Origin of the sequence: Segatella copri (assembly GCF_051861805.1) — a bacterium.
GTDB lineage: Bacteria > Bacteroidota > Bacteroidia > Bacteroidales > Bacteroidaceae > Prevotella > Prevotella copri_M.
The window spans coordinates 664,069-684,850 of the sequence record NZ_CP146520.1; the positions used below are offsets into that span (position 1 = coordinate 664,069).

At 44.0% G+C, this 20,782-nt stretch carries 18 protein-coding genes; 4 read left to right on the forward strand and 14 right to left on the reverse strand.

Annotated features, from left to right (window positions below; all coding sequences use genetic code 11):
* Positions 1–5: 5 nt before the first annotated feature.
* The 5 genes from V8Z93_RS02490 to V8Z93_RS02510 all read right to left on the reverse strand — a co-directional run bounded on the left by V8Z93_RS02490 (position 6) and on the right by V8Z93_RS02510 (position 6,348).
* Positions 6–1,985 carry an Ig-like domain-containing protein gene (locus V8Z93_RS02490; protein ID WP_439432297.1) on the reverse strand — a complete coding sequence of 660 codons (1,980 nt, stop codon included), beginning with the start codon at positions 1,983–1,985 and terminating at the stop codon, positions 6–8.
* Positions 1,986–2,048: 63 nt separating this feature from the next.
* Positions 2,049–3,557, reverse strand: a complete 1,509-nt coding sequence (locus tag V8Z93_RS02495) for a GH3 auxin-responsive promoter family protein (RefSeq protein WP_439432298.1) — start codon at positions 3,555–3,557, stop codon at positions 2,049–2,051.
* A 182-nt stretch (positions 3,558–3,739) separates the two neighbouring features.
* Positions 3,740–4,837, reverse strand: a complete 1,098-nt coding sequence (gene rnc / locus V8Z93_RS02500) for a ribonuclease III (RefSeq protein ID WP_203051109.1) — start codon at positions 4,835–4,837, stop codon at positions 3,740–3,742.
* Entirely contained in the window at positions 4,827–6,089 is a 1,263-nt protein-coding gene (gene fabF / locus V8Z93_RS02505; RefSeq protein WP_203040335.1) for a beta-ketoacyl-ACP synthase II, read from the reverse strand. The genes rnc and fabF overlap by 11 nt, the downstream gene beginning before the upstream one ends.
* A 22-nt stretch (positions 6,090–6,111) precedes the next feature.
* A complete protein-coding gene (locus V8Z93_RS02510) occupies positions 6,112–6,348 on the reverse strand; it encodes an acyl carrier protein (protein WP_004342032.1) in 237 nt (78 codons plus the stop codon).
* 249 nt (positions 6,349–6,597) lie between these two features.
* Between V8Z93_RS02510 and V8Z93_RS02515 the strand changes: the two genes are divergently transcribed.
* The 4 genes from V8Z93_RS02515 (at position 6,598) to nadA (ending at position 9,859) form a co-directional block, all read left to right on the forward strand.
* Positions 6,598–7,203, forward strand: a complete 606-nt coding sequence (locus V8Z93_RS02515; RefSeq protein WP_203040336.1) for a DUF4254 domain-containing protein — start codon at positions 6,598–6,600, stop codon at positions 7,201–7,203.
* A 37-nt stretch (positions 7,204–7,240) separates the two neighbouring features.
* Positions 7,241–8,326 (forward strand): glycosyltransferase family 9 protein, encoded by a 1,086-nt coding sequence (locus tag V8Z93_RS02520; protein ID WP_439432299.1) that lies wholly within the window; start codon positions 7,241–7,243, stop codon positions 8,324–8,326.
* Positions 8,327–8,328: 2 nt separating this feature from the next.
* A complete protein-coding gene (locus tag V8Z93_RS02525; protein ID WP_439432300.1) occupies positions 8,329–8,595 on the forward strand; it encodes a hypothetical protein in 267 nt (88 codons plus the stop codon).
* A gap of 271 nt (positions 8,596–8,866) precedes the next feature.
* Positions 8,867–9,859, forward strand: coding sequence for a quinolinate synthase NadA (gene nadA / locus V8Z93_RS02530; protein ID WP_203040339.1), 993 nt, complete (start codon positions 8,867–8,869; stop codon positions 9,857–9,859).
* 157 nt (positions 9,860–10,016) lie between these two features.
* On the opposite strand, the gene V8Z93_RS02535 is transcribed toward nadA, so the two are convergent.
* From V8Z93_RS02535 to V8Z93_RS02575, 9 genes are all read right to left on the reverse strand, one after another.
* Entirely contained in the window at positions 10,017–11,162 is a 1,146-nt protein-coding gene (locus V8Z93_RS02535) for a glycosyltransferase family 1 protein (RefSeq protein WP_439432301.1), read from the reverse strand.
* Between the two features lie 32 nt (positions 11,163–11,194).
* Complete coding sequence (locus V8Z93_RS02540; RefSeq protein ID WP_203040341.1) at positions 11,195–12,172, reverse strand: glycosyltransferase family 2 protein; 978 nt, start codon at positions 12,170–12,172, stop codon at positions 11,195–11,197.
* On the reverse strand, positions 12,127–13,161 hold the full coding sequence (locus V8Z93_RS02545) for a glycosyltransferase family 2 protein (protein ID WP_439432302.1): 1,035 nt from the start codon (positions 13,159–13,161) through the stop codon (positions 12,127–12,129). The genes V8Z93_RS02540 and V8Z93_RS02545 overlap by 46 nt, the downstream gene beginning before the upstream one ends.
* A 40-nt stretch (positions 13,162–13,201) precedes the next feature.
* Entirely contained in the window at positions 13,202–14,479 is a 1,278-nt protein-coding gene (locus V8Z93_RS02550; RefSeq protein ID WP_203040343.1) for an ArnT family glycosyltransferase, read from the reverse strand.
* On the reverse strand, positions 14,463–15,449 hold the full coding sequence (locus V8Z93_RS02555) for an acyltransferase family protein (RefSeq protein ID WP_439432303.1): 987 nt from the start codon (positions 15,447–15,449) through the stop codon (positions 14,463–14,465). Before V8Z93_RS02555 ends, V8Z93_RS02550 begins: the two co-directional genes overlap by 17 nt.
* Positions 15,450–15,467: 18 nt before the next feature.
* Positions 15,468–17,444, reverse strand: a complete 1,977-nt coding sequence (gene porZ, locus V8Z93_RS02560) for a type IX secretion system anionic LPS delivery protein PorZ (protein ID WP_254880559.1) — start codon at positions 17,442–17,444, stop codon at positions 15,468–15,470.
* 77 nt (positions 17,445–17,521) lie between these two features.
* Entirely contained in the window at positions 17,522–18,421 is a 900-nt protein-coding gene (locus V8Z93_RS02565) for a glycosyltransferase family 2 protein (protein WP_439432304.1), read from the reverse strand.
* Between the two features lie 26 nt (positions 18,422–18,447).
* Positions 18,448–20,127, reverse strand: a complete 1,680-nt coding sequence (locus tag V8Z93_RS02570) for a CotH kinase family protein (protein WP_439432305.1) — start codon at positions 20,125–20,127, stop codon at positions 18,448–18,450.
* A gap of 36 nt (positions 20,128–20,163) precedes the next feature.
* Positions 20,164–20,775, reverse strand: a complete 612-nt coding sequence (locus V8Z93_RS02575; RefSeq protein WP_439432306.1) for a non-canonical purine NTP diphosphatase — start codon at positions 20,773–20,775, stop codon at positions 20,164–20,166.
* Between the last annotated feature and the right edge of the window lie 7 nt (positions 20,776–20,782).

Genomic DNA, 20,782 nt, shown 5'->3' on the forward strand with positions numbered 1-20,782 from the left:
TCCTCTTACATTTTAGGAATGTACTGGATGCCGAGTTTGGCGGCACGCTGTGCATTCTGGTTTTTAACTTTCTTCTCTTTGTCTGGCTTCTGCTTGGTGATGGCTCCCGGCTTCTGTCGGGAGAGTTCACGAGCCGTAGGATCCCAGCTTTCGGTAAGGTCCCACTTAGCCTTGCATTCTATCTCTTCCGGATAGTAATACACCTCTTCGGCTTGCTGGTCCTTATCGTAATCGCCCGTATCCCACACGCCATTGTCATTTCTATCTACGATGAGACGCATGTAATACTTCTGCGGTTTCAGATAATAGAACTCCGCCACGCCATTCACCGCCTTCACCTGCTTCACCATCTTATCCTGGGAATCAAGAAGTTGCACCAGGAGTGGCTGGTCGTGGAGCGAAGTGATGTTGACCAGCAGGGTGCCGTAGGTATCCAGCGAGTTGACCTTGAATCCCTGCTTGACTGGCTTGGAAGCCAATCCATAGATATCCTCAAAGGCAGCAGAATCCACCTCCAGACTGTATTCTATATCCGGGCGCCACTCGCCCCGCAGTTCATATCTTCTGTTTCCTGCCGGCAGAAATTCCATCGGTGCCCGATACCAGAGGGTATCATGCTTGGCATAAAGATGGATGGCGGCAGTATCTGCCTTTGCCAGAGGAGTTGGGAAGGTGAAGAAGATGTTCCTGTCGGGGTCCAGCTGCGATGACACGCTCAGTTGCACATCGAGCGGCTTTACCTGCATCACCGAATCGTATGGTTCGCCCTTCTTCTTCTTTTTCTCCTGCTTCTTGGTCCAGGCAGCCAGTTCCTTCTCCAGAGCCTTCATTCGCTTGGCGTATGGTTCCTTGGAGAGGATTTCCTGGGTGGAATCGGTTTTGTTGACCAGCACTCCCGTACTGTCAGTCATGCGATAGGTGATGTCCATGAGCAGAGTGTCCTGGTTCACCAATGCCGTATCCTTGAGCCAATAGGTTATCGTATCCTTCTTCTCGGATGCTTCTATCAAGAAAGCATCCTGGGCATCGAAGTTAAGTCCCTTGATCTGTGGCAGGATGGAATCTCCATAACTGAAGAACAACGAGAAACAGTTAGCTTTCTGCCGCTCTGCCTTCAGGAAATATCTGTCTGTAAGCGGCTCTGTGAAAGCCTTCAGCACGATGTTGTCTGGCAGGAAGTGGGTATATTTCACAGGGTCAATCGACTTGATGTGGAGTGAATCTATCCAGGTGGTATCCTGCCTTACATCCGGTTTGCTGGATGGCACGATAATGTCGTGTGAGAAAGCAATCTTCTCGCTCTTCTGATTGAACATGTAGTTGCCATCCATATCCTGCAGGGCATAGATGCAATAAGAACCCGGTGCCACACCCTTGATGACGAAGCGGCCACGGCTATCGGTGCGACTCACACGAAGCATCGGCTTAGTACGGAAGGCAGAGTCGGCATGGTCGGCATACAAACCTACCAGGATGCCCTTGATAGGCTCCAGATTCTCGGCTTCGAGCACACATCCCGACACCTCCATGGTATCAATCACCTCGCCCGTGGAGAAACTGTAGGTATAGTTTCCCATCGGATTGCCCTCGTTGTTATCGCTGATGGCATCCGAGAAGTCGATGGTGTAGGTGGTGTTGGGCTTGAGGGAATCGACGAGCGAAATGGAGATTCGCTTTCCGCCTCCCTTGATTTCAGGCACTTCCAGCTGCGGAGGCGACACCACCACCTTCTCAGAAGGATTATCCAGCTTGATGAACTCATCGAAGTAGATATTGATTTTCTTCTGATTCACTTTCGTGGCACCATCGCCCGGCGTGGCTCCTACCACCTTGGGAGGAGTCTCGTCAAACCATCCGCCATCGGGCTGTCCCATCTTGGCACAGGAAGCCAACAGCAGGAGGACCAGCAGATAGAAGGGCAAAAACAGGGAGTTTGCCTTCATCCGATGCACCAACAGGTTCTTTATAGCGTTCTTATTCATCATTATTATCTGTATTTCTAAGGTATCCCCCCTCTCCTATCTGCTGCCAGAAAGAAGAGAAAGGTATTACTGGTTCATGATGAGCATCTCATCTATGTTCTTGCGACTGTTGCTCAGGCGAGGAATCTTGTGCTGGCCACCCAGCTTGCCCTTGCTCTTGAGCCACTCGTTGAAGAGTCCCGGCTTAGCCTTGACTATCTCCAGATGCTGCAGGGTGACGTCGTGGAATCGCTTCGCCTCGTAATCGCTGTTGATTTCCTGCAACTTCTGGTCGAGCAACCGGGCGAACTCATCCAGGCTGGCTGGTTCCTGAGAGAACTCGATGAGCCACTGGTGGCGGCACTTGGCATTGCTGTCCATATAAACCGGAGCGGCGGTATATTCAGCCACCTGAGCTCCCGTCTTCTCGCAAGCATAGGCCAATCCCTTTTCGGCATTATCCATGATCAGTTCTTCACCAAAGGCATTGATAAAGTACTTGGTACGGCCCGTGATGACAAACTTATATGGGTTCACGCTGGTAAACTGCACCGTATCGCCTATCATATAGCGCCACAAGCCGCAGGATGTGGTGATGACCATGGCATAGTTCTTGCCCACTTCTACACCCCAGAGCGGAACAACGGTAGGGTTATCGCAGCCAAACTCATCCATCGGGATGAACTCGTAGAACACGTCGTAATCTATCATGAGCGACATGGCAGGGTCTGTAGGGTCGTCCTGCAAGCCGAAGAAGCCCTCGCTGGCATTGTAGGTCTCCATGTAGTGCATGTTAGGAGAAGTGATGAGTTGCTCATACTGCTTGCGGTAAGGCGTAAAGGCGATGCCGCCATGGAAGAACACCTCCAGGTTTGGCCACACTTCCTCCAGATGCTTCTTGCCGGAAAGCTCCATCACACGCACCAACACACTGAGCATCCAGCTAGGAACACCCGAGATATTGGTCACGTTCTTGTTCAGGGTTTCATGGGCAATGCGGTCGCGCTTCACCTCGAAGTCGCTGAGCAGAGCCGTCTCCTTCTTTGGCACGCGCACCATGTTAGCAAGCGGATTGATATTCTCGATGAGGATGGCACTCAAGTCGCCCACCAGACTGCCCGACACATTATAGTTAGGCGAATGGCTACCGCCGAGAATCAGGCTCTTGCCATCGAAAATCTTGCTCTTAGGATTATTGCGCAGATAATATGCCACGGCATCAAAGCCACCTTTGTAATGGATGTTCTGCAATCCATCCTGCGAAACAGGAATAAACTTACTCTTGTCGTTGGTGGTACCCGAAGATTTAGCAAACCACTTCACCTGTCCCGGCCAAAGGATATCCTTTTCGCCATGTCGCATACGGTCGATATCCCCCTTCAATTCCTCGTAGGTGTTGACCGGCACATTCTGGGCAAACTTCTCGTAACTGTTTGTTGTATTGAGTAAATGCTTCACACCATACTCGGTGTTTTTTCCCGATGCCAAAAGGCGCATCAGTACATCATGCTGCAATGTCTCTGCATCATGTACATACTTCTCCAAGCTCTTCTGGCGAGGCTTGAAAACATTACTTACTATCGTTGTTAAACTCATATCTAGATATATATACCTTTAAAGTAGATGCAAAAGTAATTCAATCTTTTGATATAGAGAAAGTTTTTACTGTTTTTTAATACAAATAAGAAAAAATACTCCCATGAGCCGCATCAATGATGCCTTCTCATGGGAGTATTTCTCTTTAATGTAGCTTAGTTATATCTTATGAGATATAAAAACTATTCTCTCTCTTCTGCAAAAGCAGCTGCCTCGGCAGCAGCGATGATGTCCTCTCGGGTCATCTCCTTTGGCTCTGCCGTGATGTCGCTCAAGTCAAACTCGTCGTTTCCACCGGCTGTTTGCTGAACAGCAACCTGCTCTTCAGAGATAGCAATCTCCTCGGCCTTCTCTGTAACGGCAGAAGACTTTTCGGAATAAACCTCTTCCTTGAAAACATTCACGTGCTTCACTTCAGGCTCCTGCTTCTCTGCCTCCTGCGAGATGATGAAATCTTCCTTCACCTCGGTAGAAGGCACACCTTCCACAGGTTCCTCTTCCATCTTCGTACGGTTGGCCTTGGCAGTAAACACAGATTCAATATACTGCGGTTCCTTGCGCAAGCGCTCCAGGGTGAGCTTAGATGCAAGCTGCTGGCTCTCCTTCTTGGAGTAACCCTTGCCTTCTCCACCCTTCACACCTTCCATCACCACCTGATAGGTGAACACAGGGCTGCCGTTCTTATCCTTCTCCTGTCCCAGCATCACGAAGTCCAACTTCACACGGTTCTTCTGGCTCCATTCGATGAGTTTGCTCTTGAAGTTAACCTCCTTGTAAGCCACCTTGTCGATGTTTATCATTTTTGCCAGGATGCGCTTCTGCATGAATTGCATGCAGGCATCGTAACCGCGGTCCAGATAGATAGCTCCAACCAACGCCTCGAAAGCATTTCCTCCCATGTAACTGTTATGAGAAGAACTGTGACCATTGGATAATACGAGTTGGTTGATGCCCATCTCCTGGGCCAACTTGTTGAGCGTGTCGCGCTGCACTAGCTTGCTTCGGGTATTGGTCAGGAATCCCTCACGCTTGCCAGGGAAGTGCTGGTACACGATGTCGCCCACCACGGCATCCAGAACAGCATCACCCAAGAACTCCAGGCGCTCGTTGTTTACGGGCTTGCCCTTGGCGTTGCGGTGCATGATGCTCTTGTGCATCAGCGCCATCTTGTAATAACTGATGTCGTGGGGATAAAAACCTAGGATTTCGTACAAAGAAAAATAAAGCTCTTTATCCTTGCGGAAAGAGAGCTTTATTCTATCTATAAAATTATTCAGCATACTTCTTGAATACTACACAGCAGTTGTGACCACCGAATCCGAAAGTATTGCTCAATGCTGCACGAACCTCACGCTTCTGAGCTTTGTTGAATGTGAAGTTCAGGTTGTAATCGAGCTCTGGATCGTTGTCACCCTCTTCGTGGTTGATAGTAGGAGGAACGATGTCGTTCTTCACACTAAGAACACAGGCCATAGCCTCTACTGCACCAGCAGCACCGAGGAGGTGACCAGTCATTGACTTGGTAGAACTGATGTTGAGCTTGTAAGCTGCATCACCGAAGACTGCCTTGATAGCCTTAGCCTCAGAGATATCACCCACGTGAGTAGATGTACCGTGAACATTGATGTAGTCAATGTCCTCTGGCTTCAGATTGGCATCAGCAAGTGCGCGCTCCATTACGAGCTTGGCACCGAGACCTTCTGGATGAGAAGCTGTGATATGATAAGCGTCGGCACTCTCGCCCTCACCTACCATCTCAGCATAAATCTTCGCACCACGAGCCTTAGCGTGCTCCAGCTCCTCAAGAATCAAGCAGCCAGCACCCTCGCCCATGATAAATCCATCGCGGCTAGCGCTGAATGGACGTGAAGCATGCTCAGGATCATCATTACGTGTTGACAACGCATGCATGGCATTGAAACCACCTACGCCACAAGCGCAGATAGCAGCCTCGGCACCACCGCTAACAATGATGTTTGCCTTACCCAAGCGAATCAGGTTGAAGGCATCAGCCAATGCATTGCTAGAAGATGCGCAGGCAGATGTTGTGGTATAGTTTGGTCCGTGGAATCCGAAATGGATTGAAATCTGACCAGATGCGATATCAGCAATCATCTTAGGGATGAAGAATGGATTGAACTTAGGACCATTCTCCTCGTGAGTAGCGAAATACGACACTTCATCCTCGAATGTCTTGATACCACCGATACCAACACCGAATACAACACCAACGTTGTTCAAATCTTCTGTTTCAAGATCAATGTTCGCATCCTTTACACCCTGCATAGCGGCAATCATAGCCAACTGGGTATAACGGTCGAGCTTGCGAGCCTCCTTACGGTCAATCCATTCATTGATGTTCAGGTCTTTCACCTCGCAAGCGAACTTTGTCTTGAAATTAGTTGTATCGAAATGAGTAATAGGCGCAGCACCACTCTTTCCAGCGAGGAGGTTCTCCCAAGTTTCCTCAGGAGTATTACCTACTGGAGTTACAGCACCAAGACCTGTTACTACAACTCTCTTTAATTCCATTTATAAAATTTTAGTTGCTAAATTACTTAGCGTTCTCCTCGATGTAAGCGATAGCGTCACCTACAGTAGCAATCTTCTCAGCCTTATCGTCTGGGATAGAGATAGAGAACTCCTTCTCGAACTCCATAATCAACTCTACAGTATCCAAAGAGTCTGCACCGAGGTCGTTTGTGAAGCTTGCCTCTGGCTTAACTTCTGCCTCATCAACACCGAGCTTATCAACGATAATTGCCTTTACTTTGCTTTCAATTTCTGACATAATTGTAACTTTTAAAATGTTTATAAATCAATTTCTAATTAAAAATCTGGGTGCAAAGGAACACTTTTTTTTTGATATAAACAAATATTTTAGCAAAAAAAGTACTTTTCTGTGCACAAATACCCCTAAGTTGTGCATACTTTTTGCCTTTTTTGCCTTTTTTGTTGGTGATTTGAGATTATTTTGTTACTTTTGTACTGTATTTAATCAAACGTAATAAACTGTATTTAATCAAACATAATAAACAGCATGACATTTACAGAAAACGCGAATAAGATATTTAATCAGGCGATAGCCGATTATCATATCAAAGACAACATTGATACTCCTATCAATAATCCTTTCGCTGAGGGTACCATCGAGAATCGTCTCTACCTCAAATGTTGGATTGATACCGTGCAGTGGCACTTCGAGGATATCATCCGTGATCCGCAGATTGACCCTGCCGAAGCACTCGTATTGAAACGCCGAATCGACAAGAGTAATCAGGATCGCACAGACCTCGTGGAGCAGATTGACTCTTATTTCCGTGAGGTTTACAAAGACGTGAAGGTGCAGGATGATGCACGCATCAACACCGAGAGTCCGGCATGGGCAGTAGACCGCCTGAGCATCCTCGCCCTCAAGATTTATCACATGAAGGAACAGGTGGATCGCCCTGAGGCATCAGCAGAGCACAAGGCAAAATGCCAGGCTAAGCTCAACGTGCTGCTCGAACAGCAGGTAGACCTCTCTACAGCCATCGACCAACTCCTGGAAGACATCGAGGCAGGAAGAAAGTACATGAAGGTGTATCGACAGATGAAGATGTACAACGATCCATCAACCAATCCTGTACTCTACAATCAGAAGTAAATACACCTTATTATATATATAAAGAAGAAATTGACGTATGAAGACAGAGCATATTCTCGTAATAAGATTCTCAGCCATGGGCGACGTTGCCATGACTGTGCCCGTGGTATATTCCCTGGCAAAGCAATATCCTCATGTGAGAATCACCGTGCTGAGCCGTCCATTCGCCCGTCCTTTCTTCGAAAACCTCTCCCCTAACGTCGGATTCATGGAAGCTGACCTCAAGGGTGAGTATAAAGGTGTAAAAGGACTGAATGCCCTCTATCGCAGACTCATCGCCAAGCAGTTTACGGCGATAGCCGATCTTCACAGCGTGCTCCGCTCCAGCTATCTTCGCATGCGCTTCAACCTGGACAACTTCAATGTGGCACACATTGACAAGCATCGCAAGGGAAAACGCATGCTCGTGGCAAGCACCAACAAGAAACTGGTAAAGCAGCCATCATCTTTCCAAAACTATGCCGATGTTTTTGAACAGTTGGGTTATCCGGTAAAACTGGATTTCCAAAGCATGTTTGGTGAGGGACAAGGCGACTTATCCACGCTTCCACAAGAAGTTTTCCAAGCAAAAGAAGGAAATCTTATATCTCTGGATGACAACAACTTAGAAGCTCCTTGGATAGGTATAGCTCCTTTTGCGGCACATGCCGGGAAAATTTATCCACAACCTCTGATGGAAAAAGTTATCCAGCAACTTATCAGCCATTATCCACATAGTCACATCTTCCTTTTTGGCGGCGGTCAGGATGAAACTCCTGTGATGGATGCCTGGGCTGAGAAGTTCCCGCAGGTGGTGAATGCATCTGCCAAGCTCCATGGCATCTCAGACGAGCTGATTCTCATGAGTCATCTCCGCGTTATGCTGAGCATGGATAGCGGCAATATGCATCTGGCATCGCTTGTCAACACGCCAGTGGTGAGCATCTGGGGTGCTACCCACCCTTACGCAGGCTTTATGGGATGGCACCAAAGCCCAGAAAATGCCGTACAGCTCGACATGCCTTGTCGTCCTTGCAGCATTTACGGCAACAAACCATGTATGCGAGGCGACTTTGCCTGCATGAAGAATATATCGCCAGAAATGGTGGTGGAAAAACTAGATAGAATCTTAAAGAAGAGATAACAATGATAAAAGAAGCAGATTTCCTGAGGCCTATCAGCCACGGGAAATCTGCTTTTTTGCTTCTTCACTATGGATTCACAGTTGATGCTTACAGGAATCCTATTGATTATCAGCTGATTATCTTTAAAAAAGCAGTATCATTTCAGATTATCCACAAAAACGTGGATAAGTGTACGGAAAACCCTCTTAATAACTTTTTAATAACTTGCGGAATATCCACATCCCCCCACCCCAACACCCGCGATTATGGATATCCACAGAGTTATTAATAAGTTTTTAGAAACTTTTTCGCAGTTTTTGACTGAAAAAAGATATAAACTTATTAACTTTGCAGCGAATTGGGGAAATGTTGATAAAAAGGTTAAAGCATTAAGAGCCAAGAAAAAGATTTCCAAGCCCTATGCTGATAACCTGAGACAAGACTTGGATAATGAAAAAAGCAAATAATTACGATGTTTTTTATCCACTTTTCCACGTCATATCATCATCCTTATATTCTTTTTTAAAAAATAAGAAATAAAGAAATATAATATTAATGTTATGGTGAAAAACGATTGGATAAAGAAAGGTTACGTGGATGAACCTATCGACGAGACCTTGGACTTGAAGGCTGAAATCAGAAAGCTTTGCAAGGAGAAAGATGCGATTATCCTCGCCCACTACTACACGGTTGGTGAGATTCAGGATATTGCCGACTTTGTGGGTGATTCTTTGGCACTGGCTCGCAAGGCTGCCGAAACCGATGCCAAGGTGATGGTTATGTGCGGTGTGCACTTCATGGCTGAGACTTGCAAGCTCCTGAGTCCTGACAAAACCGTGCTCTGCCCTGACCTGAATGCCGGCTGCTCGCTCGCCGACAGCTGCAAGGCTGAGGATTTGAAGAAATATAAGGAGGAGCATCCTGGTTACAAGGTGGTGAGCTATGTGAATACCACGGCTGCCGTGAAGGCGCTTACCGATTGCGTAGTGACCAGCGGTAATGCCAAGAAGGTGATTGACAGCTTCCCACAGGACGAGAAGATTATCTTTGGTCCTGATTACAACCTCGGCAACTATATCAACAGCGTAACGGGCAGAAATATGCTGCTCTGGAACGGTGGCTGCCATGTACACGAGAAATTCTCTGTAGAGGCCATCGTTAAGTTGAAGCAGGAGCATCCTGAGGCTGTTGTGATGGCTCACCTGGAGTGCAAGGCTCCTGTGCTTGCCGTAGCCGATGTGAAGGGTTCTACAGCCACCATGCTGCATTATGCCCAGGAGCATCCGGAAATCAAGGAGTATATCATCGCCACAGAGGCTGGTATCCTGCATGAGTTGGAGCGCAATTGCCCTGACGTCATCTTCTATCCTGTGCCACCAGAGGTAAGCGAGGGTGGAGTAGGCTGCAGCTGCAATGAGTGCGAGTACATGAAGATGAACTCTTTGAAGAAGATTTATAATAGCCTGAAGTTCGGCTGGCCTACAGTGGAAGTGGCAGAGGATATTGCCAAGGATGCTGTGAAGCCTATCGAGAAGATGCTTTCGCTTTCATAAGGTGATTTCATGAGGATGTGTCATAAGTACATGATACATCCTCATATATATTTTCCCTTAAGGCTAAATTTATTTTCCCTTAAGGCTAAATATATTTCTCCTTAAGGCTAAATATATTTCCCCTTAAGACTAAATTTCTAAGGTGTTGTATTTTCCTTTATCGGATAAGCAGTTTTTGATAGAATGCCTCATATCTTTCAGCCACCTTGATGTAGTCGTGATGCTTGCTGATGTATTCTATGCTTTGCTGTTTGAGCAAAGGAATAAGCTCTGGGTGCAATACGAGGTGTTCCAGTTCCTGGTAAACACTTTCGTAGTTAGGAAGCACGTTAATGATAGGGCGTAGCTTATCCTCGTGTATAATCTCGTAATTCTCCGGTTCTCCGCCACCTATGCAGATAATTCCTCTCGCCATCGCCTCCAGCGGATTCATGGATGGCGTGTAACTGTAGAGCTGATCGAGTATAGCATCGCTTCCATTCATCATTTTTACATATTCAGCAAAAGGAATATTTTCGGCTATCCGGAGTTCCGTCTTGTCTGGATATTTTTTAGCTATGGCTTGTGCTGCCTTCAGCATGATATCGGTGCCTTTGTATTCGCTTCTGCTTTTGTTGATTCCGATGAAGAGCTTTACCTTCTTGGGAATATCCAATGGGATAACCTGATGGTTTTCTGCATTGGTATATGAGTTGCCATTTCCAGAAGTTATCAACTTCGGTTTGATAGGGAAGGGGATAAACGTTGTTTTCTGTGGAAAACCATGTTGATAACATGCCCAGTATTCATAAAGTCCCGTTATGATGCCATCGCAATCTTCGGCAATCATCTGGTTGAGTCTTCCTTTTTCTGTTCCCAGCCAGTCTTTTCTTTCTTTCAGCGCATCAGCATTGGTCCGTAATTCATCACCGATATTGAAATCGCTGTATCTCAAAGGTTTATCTTTGCAGCAAACGCTTACCCAATAGTAATCCATTCCGAATCCACCCAGAATTATCTTCTTGTTATGCTTTCTCAGATATTGGTAAATAGGGAAGATGCGTTCTGCCTTCAGCTCCAGAAACATCGGGTTGATAAGTTGTACGATGTCGTATCCTCTCAACTTATGCACATTTGTGTATAACTTCATCATATACATGATTCCGCCCAGTTTTCCAGGCTTTCTTACCAGGTCAATATCTCGTGGATAATTCTTCCAAAAGTCGCCGTTGGAGAGCACGGTAACGTGATGCCCTAGCTTGCGAAGTCCCTCGGCAAGCGTGGCATGCACATTACTGTATTCTCCCATGAGTAGTATCTTCATATCTTATCTTCTTTTCTTGATAGTAAAAATATTTATTTTTTTATAAAGAACAAGAGAGCAATTCTGCCTACATAGGTACTTATAACTTTTCTGAACATGGTATATTTCTTGGTGTAATCCTTGTCAGGAAGAGGGTATAAGCCATGTTTCTTCAATGTCTTGATAGCTTGATTGAGAGAAATTAAGGAATGATAGAGACGAATATTGTTGTAGAGATAATCCATGGACAGTTGAGCTATGCGACGGCTCAGTGCCTGACGGTCGGCTACAGGAATCTTATCAAGCAACTTCTGCAGATGCAAAATAACTTCTAAGTTATTGTCCATTCTCTGATTTATCTTTTCTTTGTTAAGCTGGTGACTTACAGAATTTGTATTTACCCGATAATAGTAAGCCTCGGCATTTGTTTTAAAGATGCGTTCGGCACGTAAGAACAGTTGTGGCGTGAATTCCTCGTCCTCCCCATACACGATACCTGGTGTGAATTCCAAGGTACCTTTAATGCTTCGTCTGAAAATATATGACCAGACAGCTCCACGCAAATTATTGTTTGACAGGTATTCTGTGCCAGATACTGGAATTGGAAGTTCGTATGTAGCTTCAGCAGAATTATCCTTGGAAAATTTAAAGGTGACGATGTCTGGTTGGTGATATCTCACGATGTCAAGGCAGTGCTCGTAAGCTGATTGTATGAGATAATCATCTCCGTCTACAAACTGTATGAATCTTCCTTTAGCCATCATCATTCCATAGTTGCGTGCCACGCTTACTCCCTGGTTAGGTTGGCGCAGATAGATGATATGGGTGAGATATTCTGACAGTTCGTTGAGCTGACAGATGTCGCTTCCGTCATCTACTAGGATGATTTCTCTTTCCTTGTCACTCAGCGAGAGCTGAAGAATGCTGTCGAGGCATTCTTTGATGTATTCTACTGGCAAATTGTAAGTTGTGACGATGAAGCTTACTAATGGTGCCTGTATATCTGATGTATAAGTTTGTTGAGTTTGCATAATCTATGATAACCTATGATATTTAATAATTTCAATTTCCATGAAGAGATGGGGTGGTATTGGCTTAGCCATTTCACCCAGTTGATAAGAGGTGGAGTTGGTTCATATTTTCCCGATTCCTCGTAAAGGTCGAGCAATACATTGAGAATACTTGTCATAAACTCTTCCAGTGGGTACTGATATTTGGCTAGTATTTCTTCTTCTCGTCCCTTCATCCTTTCGAATAGCTGGAGCATGGATTGCGTCTGTCCTAAATATAGGTTGAGTAAATCCTGATATTTAGCCTTGGCGGTGATCCCCTGGTTGTTCCAATAATAAAGATACAGTCCCTTATCGGTAACTTTTATTGTTGGTTTTACCGTTGTATAACAGACATTTATCTCCTTTATGCAAGGACTTTTCCAAGATTTATCCACGGGGATTAATCCCATGAGATAAGGAGTTGTCAACACGTCTTCAAAGCTTTTTCCTTTCGGAAATTGTATGTTATGAAATAAGTTGCACTTGAATATTTTGTTGCAGGCATAGGTGTGTGCGAAAGCTCTTTCTCCTAGCCAATAGTCGAGTACATCGTTATATTTCTGAGGCTTGAATGATAGGATTTTTTCCCTATTGGGGTTGCCTATTCTTTCCTTGATAGGATATTCCAAGATATCGATATCCGGATATTTTTCCAGCTCTTCCATGAGAACAATCAGGGTATCTTCTCGGATGGCATCATCGCTGTCTATAAAGGTGATGTATTCGCCTTGGGCGCGCTCTATACCTGCATTGCGTGCGTCGCTCAGTCCTCCGTTTTTCTTGTGTATAACCTGGATGTTTTTATTGCTTGCTGCATATTCATCGCAGAGGTAGGGGCATTCGTCGGGCGATCCATCGTCAACGAGAATTATCTCGTAGTCGGTGAATGATTGTCGCAGAATGCTATCCAGGCATCTGGATAAGGTGTCTGGTGTGCGATAAACGGGTATGATAATGCTCAGTTTCATGCCTACAAAAGTACGAAAATATAATGAGAAATCAAAGCTATTATGCTTTTTTATTTAATTTAAATGTAGATATGGAAAATGCTGCCATCATGAAAATGAAAGGCATAAAAGGAGCTTTGAATCTGGTTTCACCATGCACTGCTAATACCAAAGATATAGATCCTCCGACGATGATCATCATCGGAATGAATGCCTTTTGATAATCATGTTTCTTTATTAATATGTAGCAGCCTTTTACTGCTAGAAGTAGCAGAAATACATAGAATAGCAGATTAAAAAGACCTATATATTGTAAGTAGGATAGACTGCCTATTTCGTTAAGCAACTTTCTGTAAGGCAGTGTGATAAATCTATTTCCTTCCTGATCTTTATGCAGAGAAAAGGCTGGAATATTATCCATATCATTATAGTACATATAAACGAGTCTGCCTGGTGTTTTTTGCAAATATTGTAAAGGATGTTCTTTTAACCATTCTATGCTTCTTTCTTTCCATATTTCATTGCATTCGATGGCGCTCTTTTTATCCATATTCTCAATATATCTGATAGTTCCCTTAGGATAAGGATCAGTATCATACTGTGGTGCTACAGAAGGTTCATAAGTGGCTTCTGCCATATTGAACCACAAGGATTCTGCCTGGTAAAGGAAATATCCGGTGCGATGATAGCATTCTATTCCAACTATTCCGATAAAAAGAACATATCCCAAACATAAAGATATACATTTCTTGACCCAGTTTTTCTTGTTAAAGAAGATGTAATAGAGGATGAGGGTGCCCATATAGACCATAGCTACAGGTCGGAACCAATTGGCTAAGCCAAAGGTTAGACCTGCAAACAAGAGATATAATAATTTTTCTTGCGTGATGGCTATATAAAATGCTGCCAAAGCAAAGCATATCATCGGAATTTCAGAGAGGATGGTGGTGCTTTGTCCTATATTATTAGGATAAAGCACAAACATGAGGCTTGCTATAATAGCCACTTTTCCTGAAAAAAGCTTATGAGCTATTTGTCCTATCAATAGTACTGTCAGTGCTTTTAAAAAGCAGAGGAATATCAATAATGGATATAAAGAGCCAAACCATAAGAGTGATAAAGCTGTAAGATTGATAGAACCAATGTTCCAGATAAATGGCTGTCCTACGATTAGTGGCAGGCATGGGTAAGCCTGTTTGCTTTGGATGCAAACCTGTGCGAACTCGATATAGCCATCGCCGTCGTTGGTTGGAGTGTAGCCAAATATGGCTAAAAATAAAAGCAGGGCGATGCAATATGTGCTTGCTATGATAGCGAGTATTTTATCTGTTTCTTTCATATTTCTTTCCTATTGTAAAAGGTAAATATCTGTAAATGAACCATGTTAGGATGGTTGTTATTATATATACGGTGATGAATGCTGCTATCACGTATAGATAGTTGCCATGATAGCTTAGTCCTATCCTTTCGAATACTCTGCTTGTAATGAGTGGCACGCCTCCACATAGAAAATAGTAAACCAGGGAATGCGAACCAGTCCATTCAAGCCATTTGCAAGGAGGAAGTCTTTTAAATATTTGTATCATCAGCACACTGCATAAGAGTATATCCAGTAAGAATATCGGATAGTTGTTGATGGATATCGGCCATACCAGCATATTGATATCATTCATGTATTCATATATTTTGATGCAGATAAGAAGAAGGAAGAATATCGGTATGTATGCTGTGCGATTGATGATATTGGCTGCTTTTTCATATTTGTGGTAAGTGTATCCTATCCAGAGAAATAGCAAAGCTTGCATGCTGTTGTCTAGTTGCCAAGGATAAGGATGTTGCCCTTGGGATAAGTAGATGGAGAAGCCAAATCCCATGATGCCGACGCAGAACAAAGCCAGGTCTTTTCCTCTAACTATCCATATTGTTACGGTAAAGATTGCTTCGGATAGGCAAAGGGCTGCTATGAACCAGGAAGCCTTCCCAAGAATGATTTGCTCGCAGATATTCATGATGTTGATTTCGTTGCCATGTACCAGGTTCTTGGGAAGCGAGATGAGGGCAGAAAAGATGAAATAGGGGAGCAATAAGGTTTGGGCGATAGATTTCATCTTTTTTCTGATGTCAAAGCCTGTTTCCTTATACACCAGATAGCCTGAAAGCATAAAGAAAATGGTGAGAGCATTTACTACATAGGCATTGTAATCGATGATATTAATGCCTGTGTAGTAAATCTCTGTATGGTCGAGGAGGATTGCAAGCATGCAGATGCCTCTCAGTAAGTCTATCCAATGTTTCCTTGCTTGGGTCATGAATGCTCTTTTCTTGTTTTATTTGACGATTGCTATTTTGCAGACTGTACCTTTACTTCCGTCGCTTGTGGCCGTTTCTACCATATAGATGCCACTTGCCACCTTTTCACCTTTCAGGTCCTTGCCGTTCCAAGTGTAGGTGCCGCCATTGCTTCTGCCCTGGTTTACAAGGATGCCATTGGTTGTTACAATTTTTACATCTGCATCGAATGATAATCCGGTGATGGTGATAAGTCCCGTGTAATCTGGCTTTACTGGGTTAGGATAAGCCCAGACGTTGTCTTTTGTCATATCACTATTGGTGGTGCTGGCATCGCTCATATAGGAACAGAGACCTTTGTCTGTGCCTATAAACACTTCCCCAGTCTTTTCATTGATAGCCATCGACTCAATATTGTCTGATAGCAGTTTGCTATTGGCGGTGGTAAAATGATGTATCTGGTTGATGTTGTCTGCACTAATCAGATAAACACCATTTCCTTTGGTACCAAACCATTTTCGGTTTCCACTATCTATCACAATAGCCGAAATACTTACTCCTTCGAGCAGGTAATCAGCATAATTGGTTCCATCGTTGCGTGGCACCTTAATTTGGCTGAATGTTGCATCTTCTTTTCCTACCTGGTTGCTTTCTATCATGAAAGTGTTGAGGTTGGTTCCTACCCAAATGTTATGATTTTTATCTTCTGTCACATATTGTATCGATGTAGGAGCCATGTCTGTTCCATCTTGGTTGATGAAGCTTTTATAAACAAGCAGAGTCTTTGATGAAGGCTGATAGCAGCATAGAGCTGGAGCTGTATAATGCGCATTTACAAACCACAGAAGGTCTCTACTGTCAAAGGTCAGGCATTCCATGCTGGCAAAAGATTTGTTTTCATTATCCTTGGTAGCTGTCAATGCTGCCTGATGGTGAGAAATCCATTCTCCGTCTTTGCTATATTCGATAAGAGATTGCTGAGCTGGAGCAGAACTTGGAGTTTCGTCATTCACCATCCAGAGGTTGCCTTCCTTGTCAAACTTGATGCTACCGATGATCTGATAGTTCTTGCTTTGGTTATTGAAGGAAGTTATTAAACTGTTGCTTGAATTATAGAACTTGATGAATTTTCCATCTTTAAATTCATAGAGTCCATTTCTCGCACCAGCAAATACGTGGCTAGGATCTTTGGGATCTACATCCACGTCGTTGACATCTATGTAGGTTATTCCTGTCTTGGATTGGATACTGTCATCAAAGATTTGCCAATCGTTTCCGTTTAATACTTGAACGGTTCCCGGACGGTTAGCATCTACCTCATGTCCGAATCCTCCTCCGCAGGTATAGAGCTGATTATTAACAAATCTCATACCCCAAAAGTAATTGTATTTAGGGCCTCCTGGTTGCAATGTACCAACCACTTGCTTCAATTCGCTTTTGTCTTCTTGCTTCTTGGCTACATAGCCTCCCGCCTTGTTCCAGTTGTTCTTATCGAGCAGGTTTTTGGAGAGTGGAGCACGATATTGTCCGTTAGTCTGACTATAGGCATAGATATAATTATCCTTAATCTCGCACCAGTTTACCTTGAATCCGAGATTATAAGTATCGCTGATTTCGCCATCTGCGATATTCACTTTTATGATTCCAAAACCATTGCTTATATAGGCATATTTGCCATACATGTAGATATCGTTTACGGTCTTGTCTCCTGTGGTTGAAGCTGTATGGTAATCAGAAAGATTGGTAACCTCAAAGTTACTGATATTCATCAAGTCGATATTGGCGTTACCATAGAAGATAACAAGTCGTTTACTCGCCTTGTTGTAGCTGATATGCTGGATGTTACAATCGCTTAGGTAATCCATCTTGCTGAAAGTCTGGATACTCTGGTCGTTCTTGTTATAGACATAGAGGTTGTTGGAAGCCTGAACAAATATCAGGTTTCCGGCTTTTTCTATCTCTTGTACGTCGCTATACGCCATATAGGCTTTCCAGTCTCCGATTCTGGCTTCCATAGTTGTGATGCTAAGGAAGAGAAAAACTGCCATTATATTGAATATTCTTTGTTTCATTTCTTGGTACAATTTTATGTTTATAAATTAAGATGCATGTAATATAACAACTTATATATATTAAACAAAAAAACGCTAGGATTATTGCCTAATAGGCGTGCTTTTATCTGCAAGCTAAGTTCCGGATAAAGAATTCTGATGAAGGGGTATGCTATTTTTAGTCGTTTGGCTAGTTCGGCATAGTGTATGAGTTTTGAGTATCCCCTAAGTTCTTTTCTGAATTCATAGAGCGTTCTGCAGGCTTCTTCTGTCTTGTTGATGAACTGGTAATTCGTTTCATAATCATCCAGGAGTATCGGATTGTCGATATGGACGATGTGATAGCCTTTGTCTGTAATACTTTTTCCAAGTAAGACGTCTTCATAGCCGTAATGCTTGAAGTTCTCATCGAAGGGGCATTCTTTCAGAACGCTTTTGGCTATGACAAAGTTGGTAGTTCTGAATTCTTTGTCTCCACTTTTCATTCTGTGCAGATAATCATGTTCTTCTTCACAGGCTTTTTCATATTTATATCTCAAATTATGGCCCCATTGGCTAGAATTTCCACCTATTTTCAATCCTCCTACAACCACGTCTCCTTCTGCTTGGGAATAGTTTTGAATGAACAGTGGATTATCTACATGTAGGTCGCTGTCGATAAATAGCAGCCATGGATAATGGGCTTCTTGTGCCAGAAAGTTGCGGATGGCGGCTCTGCCTACGTTCTTTTCTCTTTCTATGTAGCGACAATGGGGAAGGGTGTTGATGAGGCGGTTGCCCTCTATGGTTGCCTTATCGGTAGAACCATCGTCGGCAACAAGAATTTCGTATTTGAAATCTGATGGAGATGACAATAATGATGCTTGAGCTTGTAAACTCCTTACAAGCTCAATGCATACATTATTATATGTAGGGATTAATATCGAAAGGGTATTAATCATATCTTTATTCTTTACTTATTGTTTTTTTATTTAGTTGTATAGAACTTCTTTCCATTCTTAATCTTAAGTCCCTGATAGGAAGCTCCTACCTTTTGTCCCAGCATGTTATAGGTTGTTTTTGTGGATAGGGATTCCTTTTGATGGATTTCTGAGATATTGGTTGAAATCGGGAATTGGTTGGTATCCAGATAGTTCAATCTGTTGATAATCCAATTCTTGATGTATTCTATTTCCGACTTGAAGTTAAGGGGATAGCCGCCAATATCTGAGTCTTTCGACCATTTGCATTCTTCTCTGCTGGCCGCGCCACTTTTCACCAGCATATCATAATAGCCCTGATATCTGGATATGAGATTTTCTTCGCTGAAATAAGTCTTTCTTAATTCCTGATATCTGCTAGCCACCTTTCCATTGTAGTTGTCTACATTCAAGGAGCTGAGCCTATGATAAAGGTTGAAACCATCCTTCACTCCCAGGTCTGTATTTGGCAATACATAATCTGGATGAAGCGGAGTGGAGCAATGCCAATCTTGTCCAACGCTGGCGTCTAAGTCCCAGATGGCAAGGGTTAGCTTCTGGCTTTCTGCCACATCATAGATTCCCCAATACATGTTTTTGCCATTATTATCCACAGGCTTCAGAGTTTCCTGGAACAACTGATAGTCAATGAGTACAGGAATATCGAAGTAATCGCCCACTTCTTTCTTGAAAGTCTCGTCGTTGCTGTTAACCACAAAGTCGATGGCTTCATAAAGCGGACTGTAATCAGTAGGATTAACATCGTCTATATCAGGATATTTAGTCTCGAATGCATGCCAGGTTTCCTGGGTGTTATCGTAGTCTTTATCGATGTCCCAGAAGGTTGCCTTATCCCACGAACTTACCTTCCAAAGCTGGCCGTGAAACTCCTGATTCTTATCATCGTATTTCTTGAGTTTCAACTCCTTTCTATCCATGGCTTCGGTCAGCGAATAGATGCCGCGATATTCGTTGTTGAGGATAACCTCTACCACTTTTCCCGTTACGCCACTCTTGGCCTTAGGCTCCTTCGAGGCATAGTATGGCTTGGTGGCAAAGTCGTTCCAAATCTCTGTGGCAATGCGGTTTCTCAGGCGGAACAAGTCTATTTGTCCTGCATCCATAATCCAGTTATTGTCTTCTCTCATCCCCAGGAGCGAGATGTCCTGGCTCTTGCCTTTGAAGTTGATAGATTTTATCTTGTAGTTTCTCTTGTGCTTATCCGCCGTATTGGTGGAACCTCCTCTCCATTTGGCTTTGATCAAAGAGATAGTCGGCTCTGTGGCATCAGGAGAATACAATGACATGCTTCCTTGGGCGTAATCATAGCCGAATGAGCCTTGCAGCACCAGCAGAGGTAAGAAGGTGAAGGTAATCTTGGTATTGATTTCCTTATTACCTTTTCGGGCATGAATGGAGTAAAGCTTGTTGCCTTCCACTTGCTTGAAAGTATAGCTGTAAGCTATCTGGGTGCCATCAATGCTGAGGTCGCTCCAATCTGAGGCAATATCCAACAGGATGATTGCTTCATAATCCTTACCAAAAGCATCCTCCGGGATGCAAGCCATATACGTGTCGTTTTGCTTATCATAGATGATATGCTTTCCGTTGATCGTAAACTGGGCATAGGATGGGATGCTTATGGCAAGGTATAATATGATGATAAATAGACAATATAGCCGTTTCATATCTATTTCTATATCTACTTCTTTTTCTTTACTTCCTTACTTCTCCTTCAAATATTCTGCCAGTTTGGCCACGGCTCTGGCTCTGTGGCTGATGCCGTTCTTGATTTCCTCACCCAGCTCGGCAAAGCTCTTATCATAGCCTTCAGGTACGAAGATTGGGTCGTAGCCGAAGCCTTCGGTGCCATGCTTCTCGGTGGCGATGTGACCATTCACGATGCCGTCAAACTGATGAATCTTCTTGATACTGGTGCAGCCGCAAGGACATACATCCTGCTTTTCGATGTAGCAGATGACGGTGCGAAAGCGAGCCTGTCGGTTTTCCTTGCCATCCAGTTCTCTAAGCAGTTTAGCCATGTTTGCCTCGCTGTCGTGGTCGGTACCCTCGGCATAGCGGGCACTATGAACGCCAGGGGCACCATCCAGTGCCTCTACCTCCAAACCGGTATCATCGGCAAAGCAACTTACGTGGTAATGGTCGTAGATATACTGTGCCTTCTGCAAGGCATTTTCTTCCAATGTGTTGCCTGTTTCAGGAATATCCACATCGCATCCTATCTCCTTCAGCGATACTACCTCGTAGCCGCTGCCCAGGATGTCGCGAATCTCCTGGAGCTTATGCTGGTTATTTGTTGCAAAAACTATTTTCATAATAAAT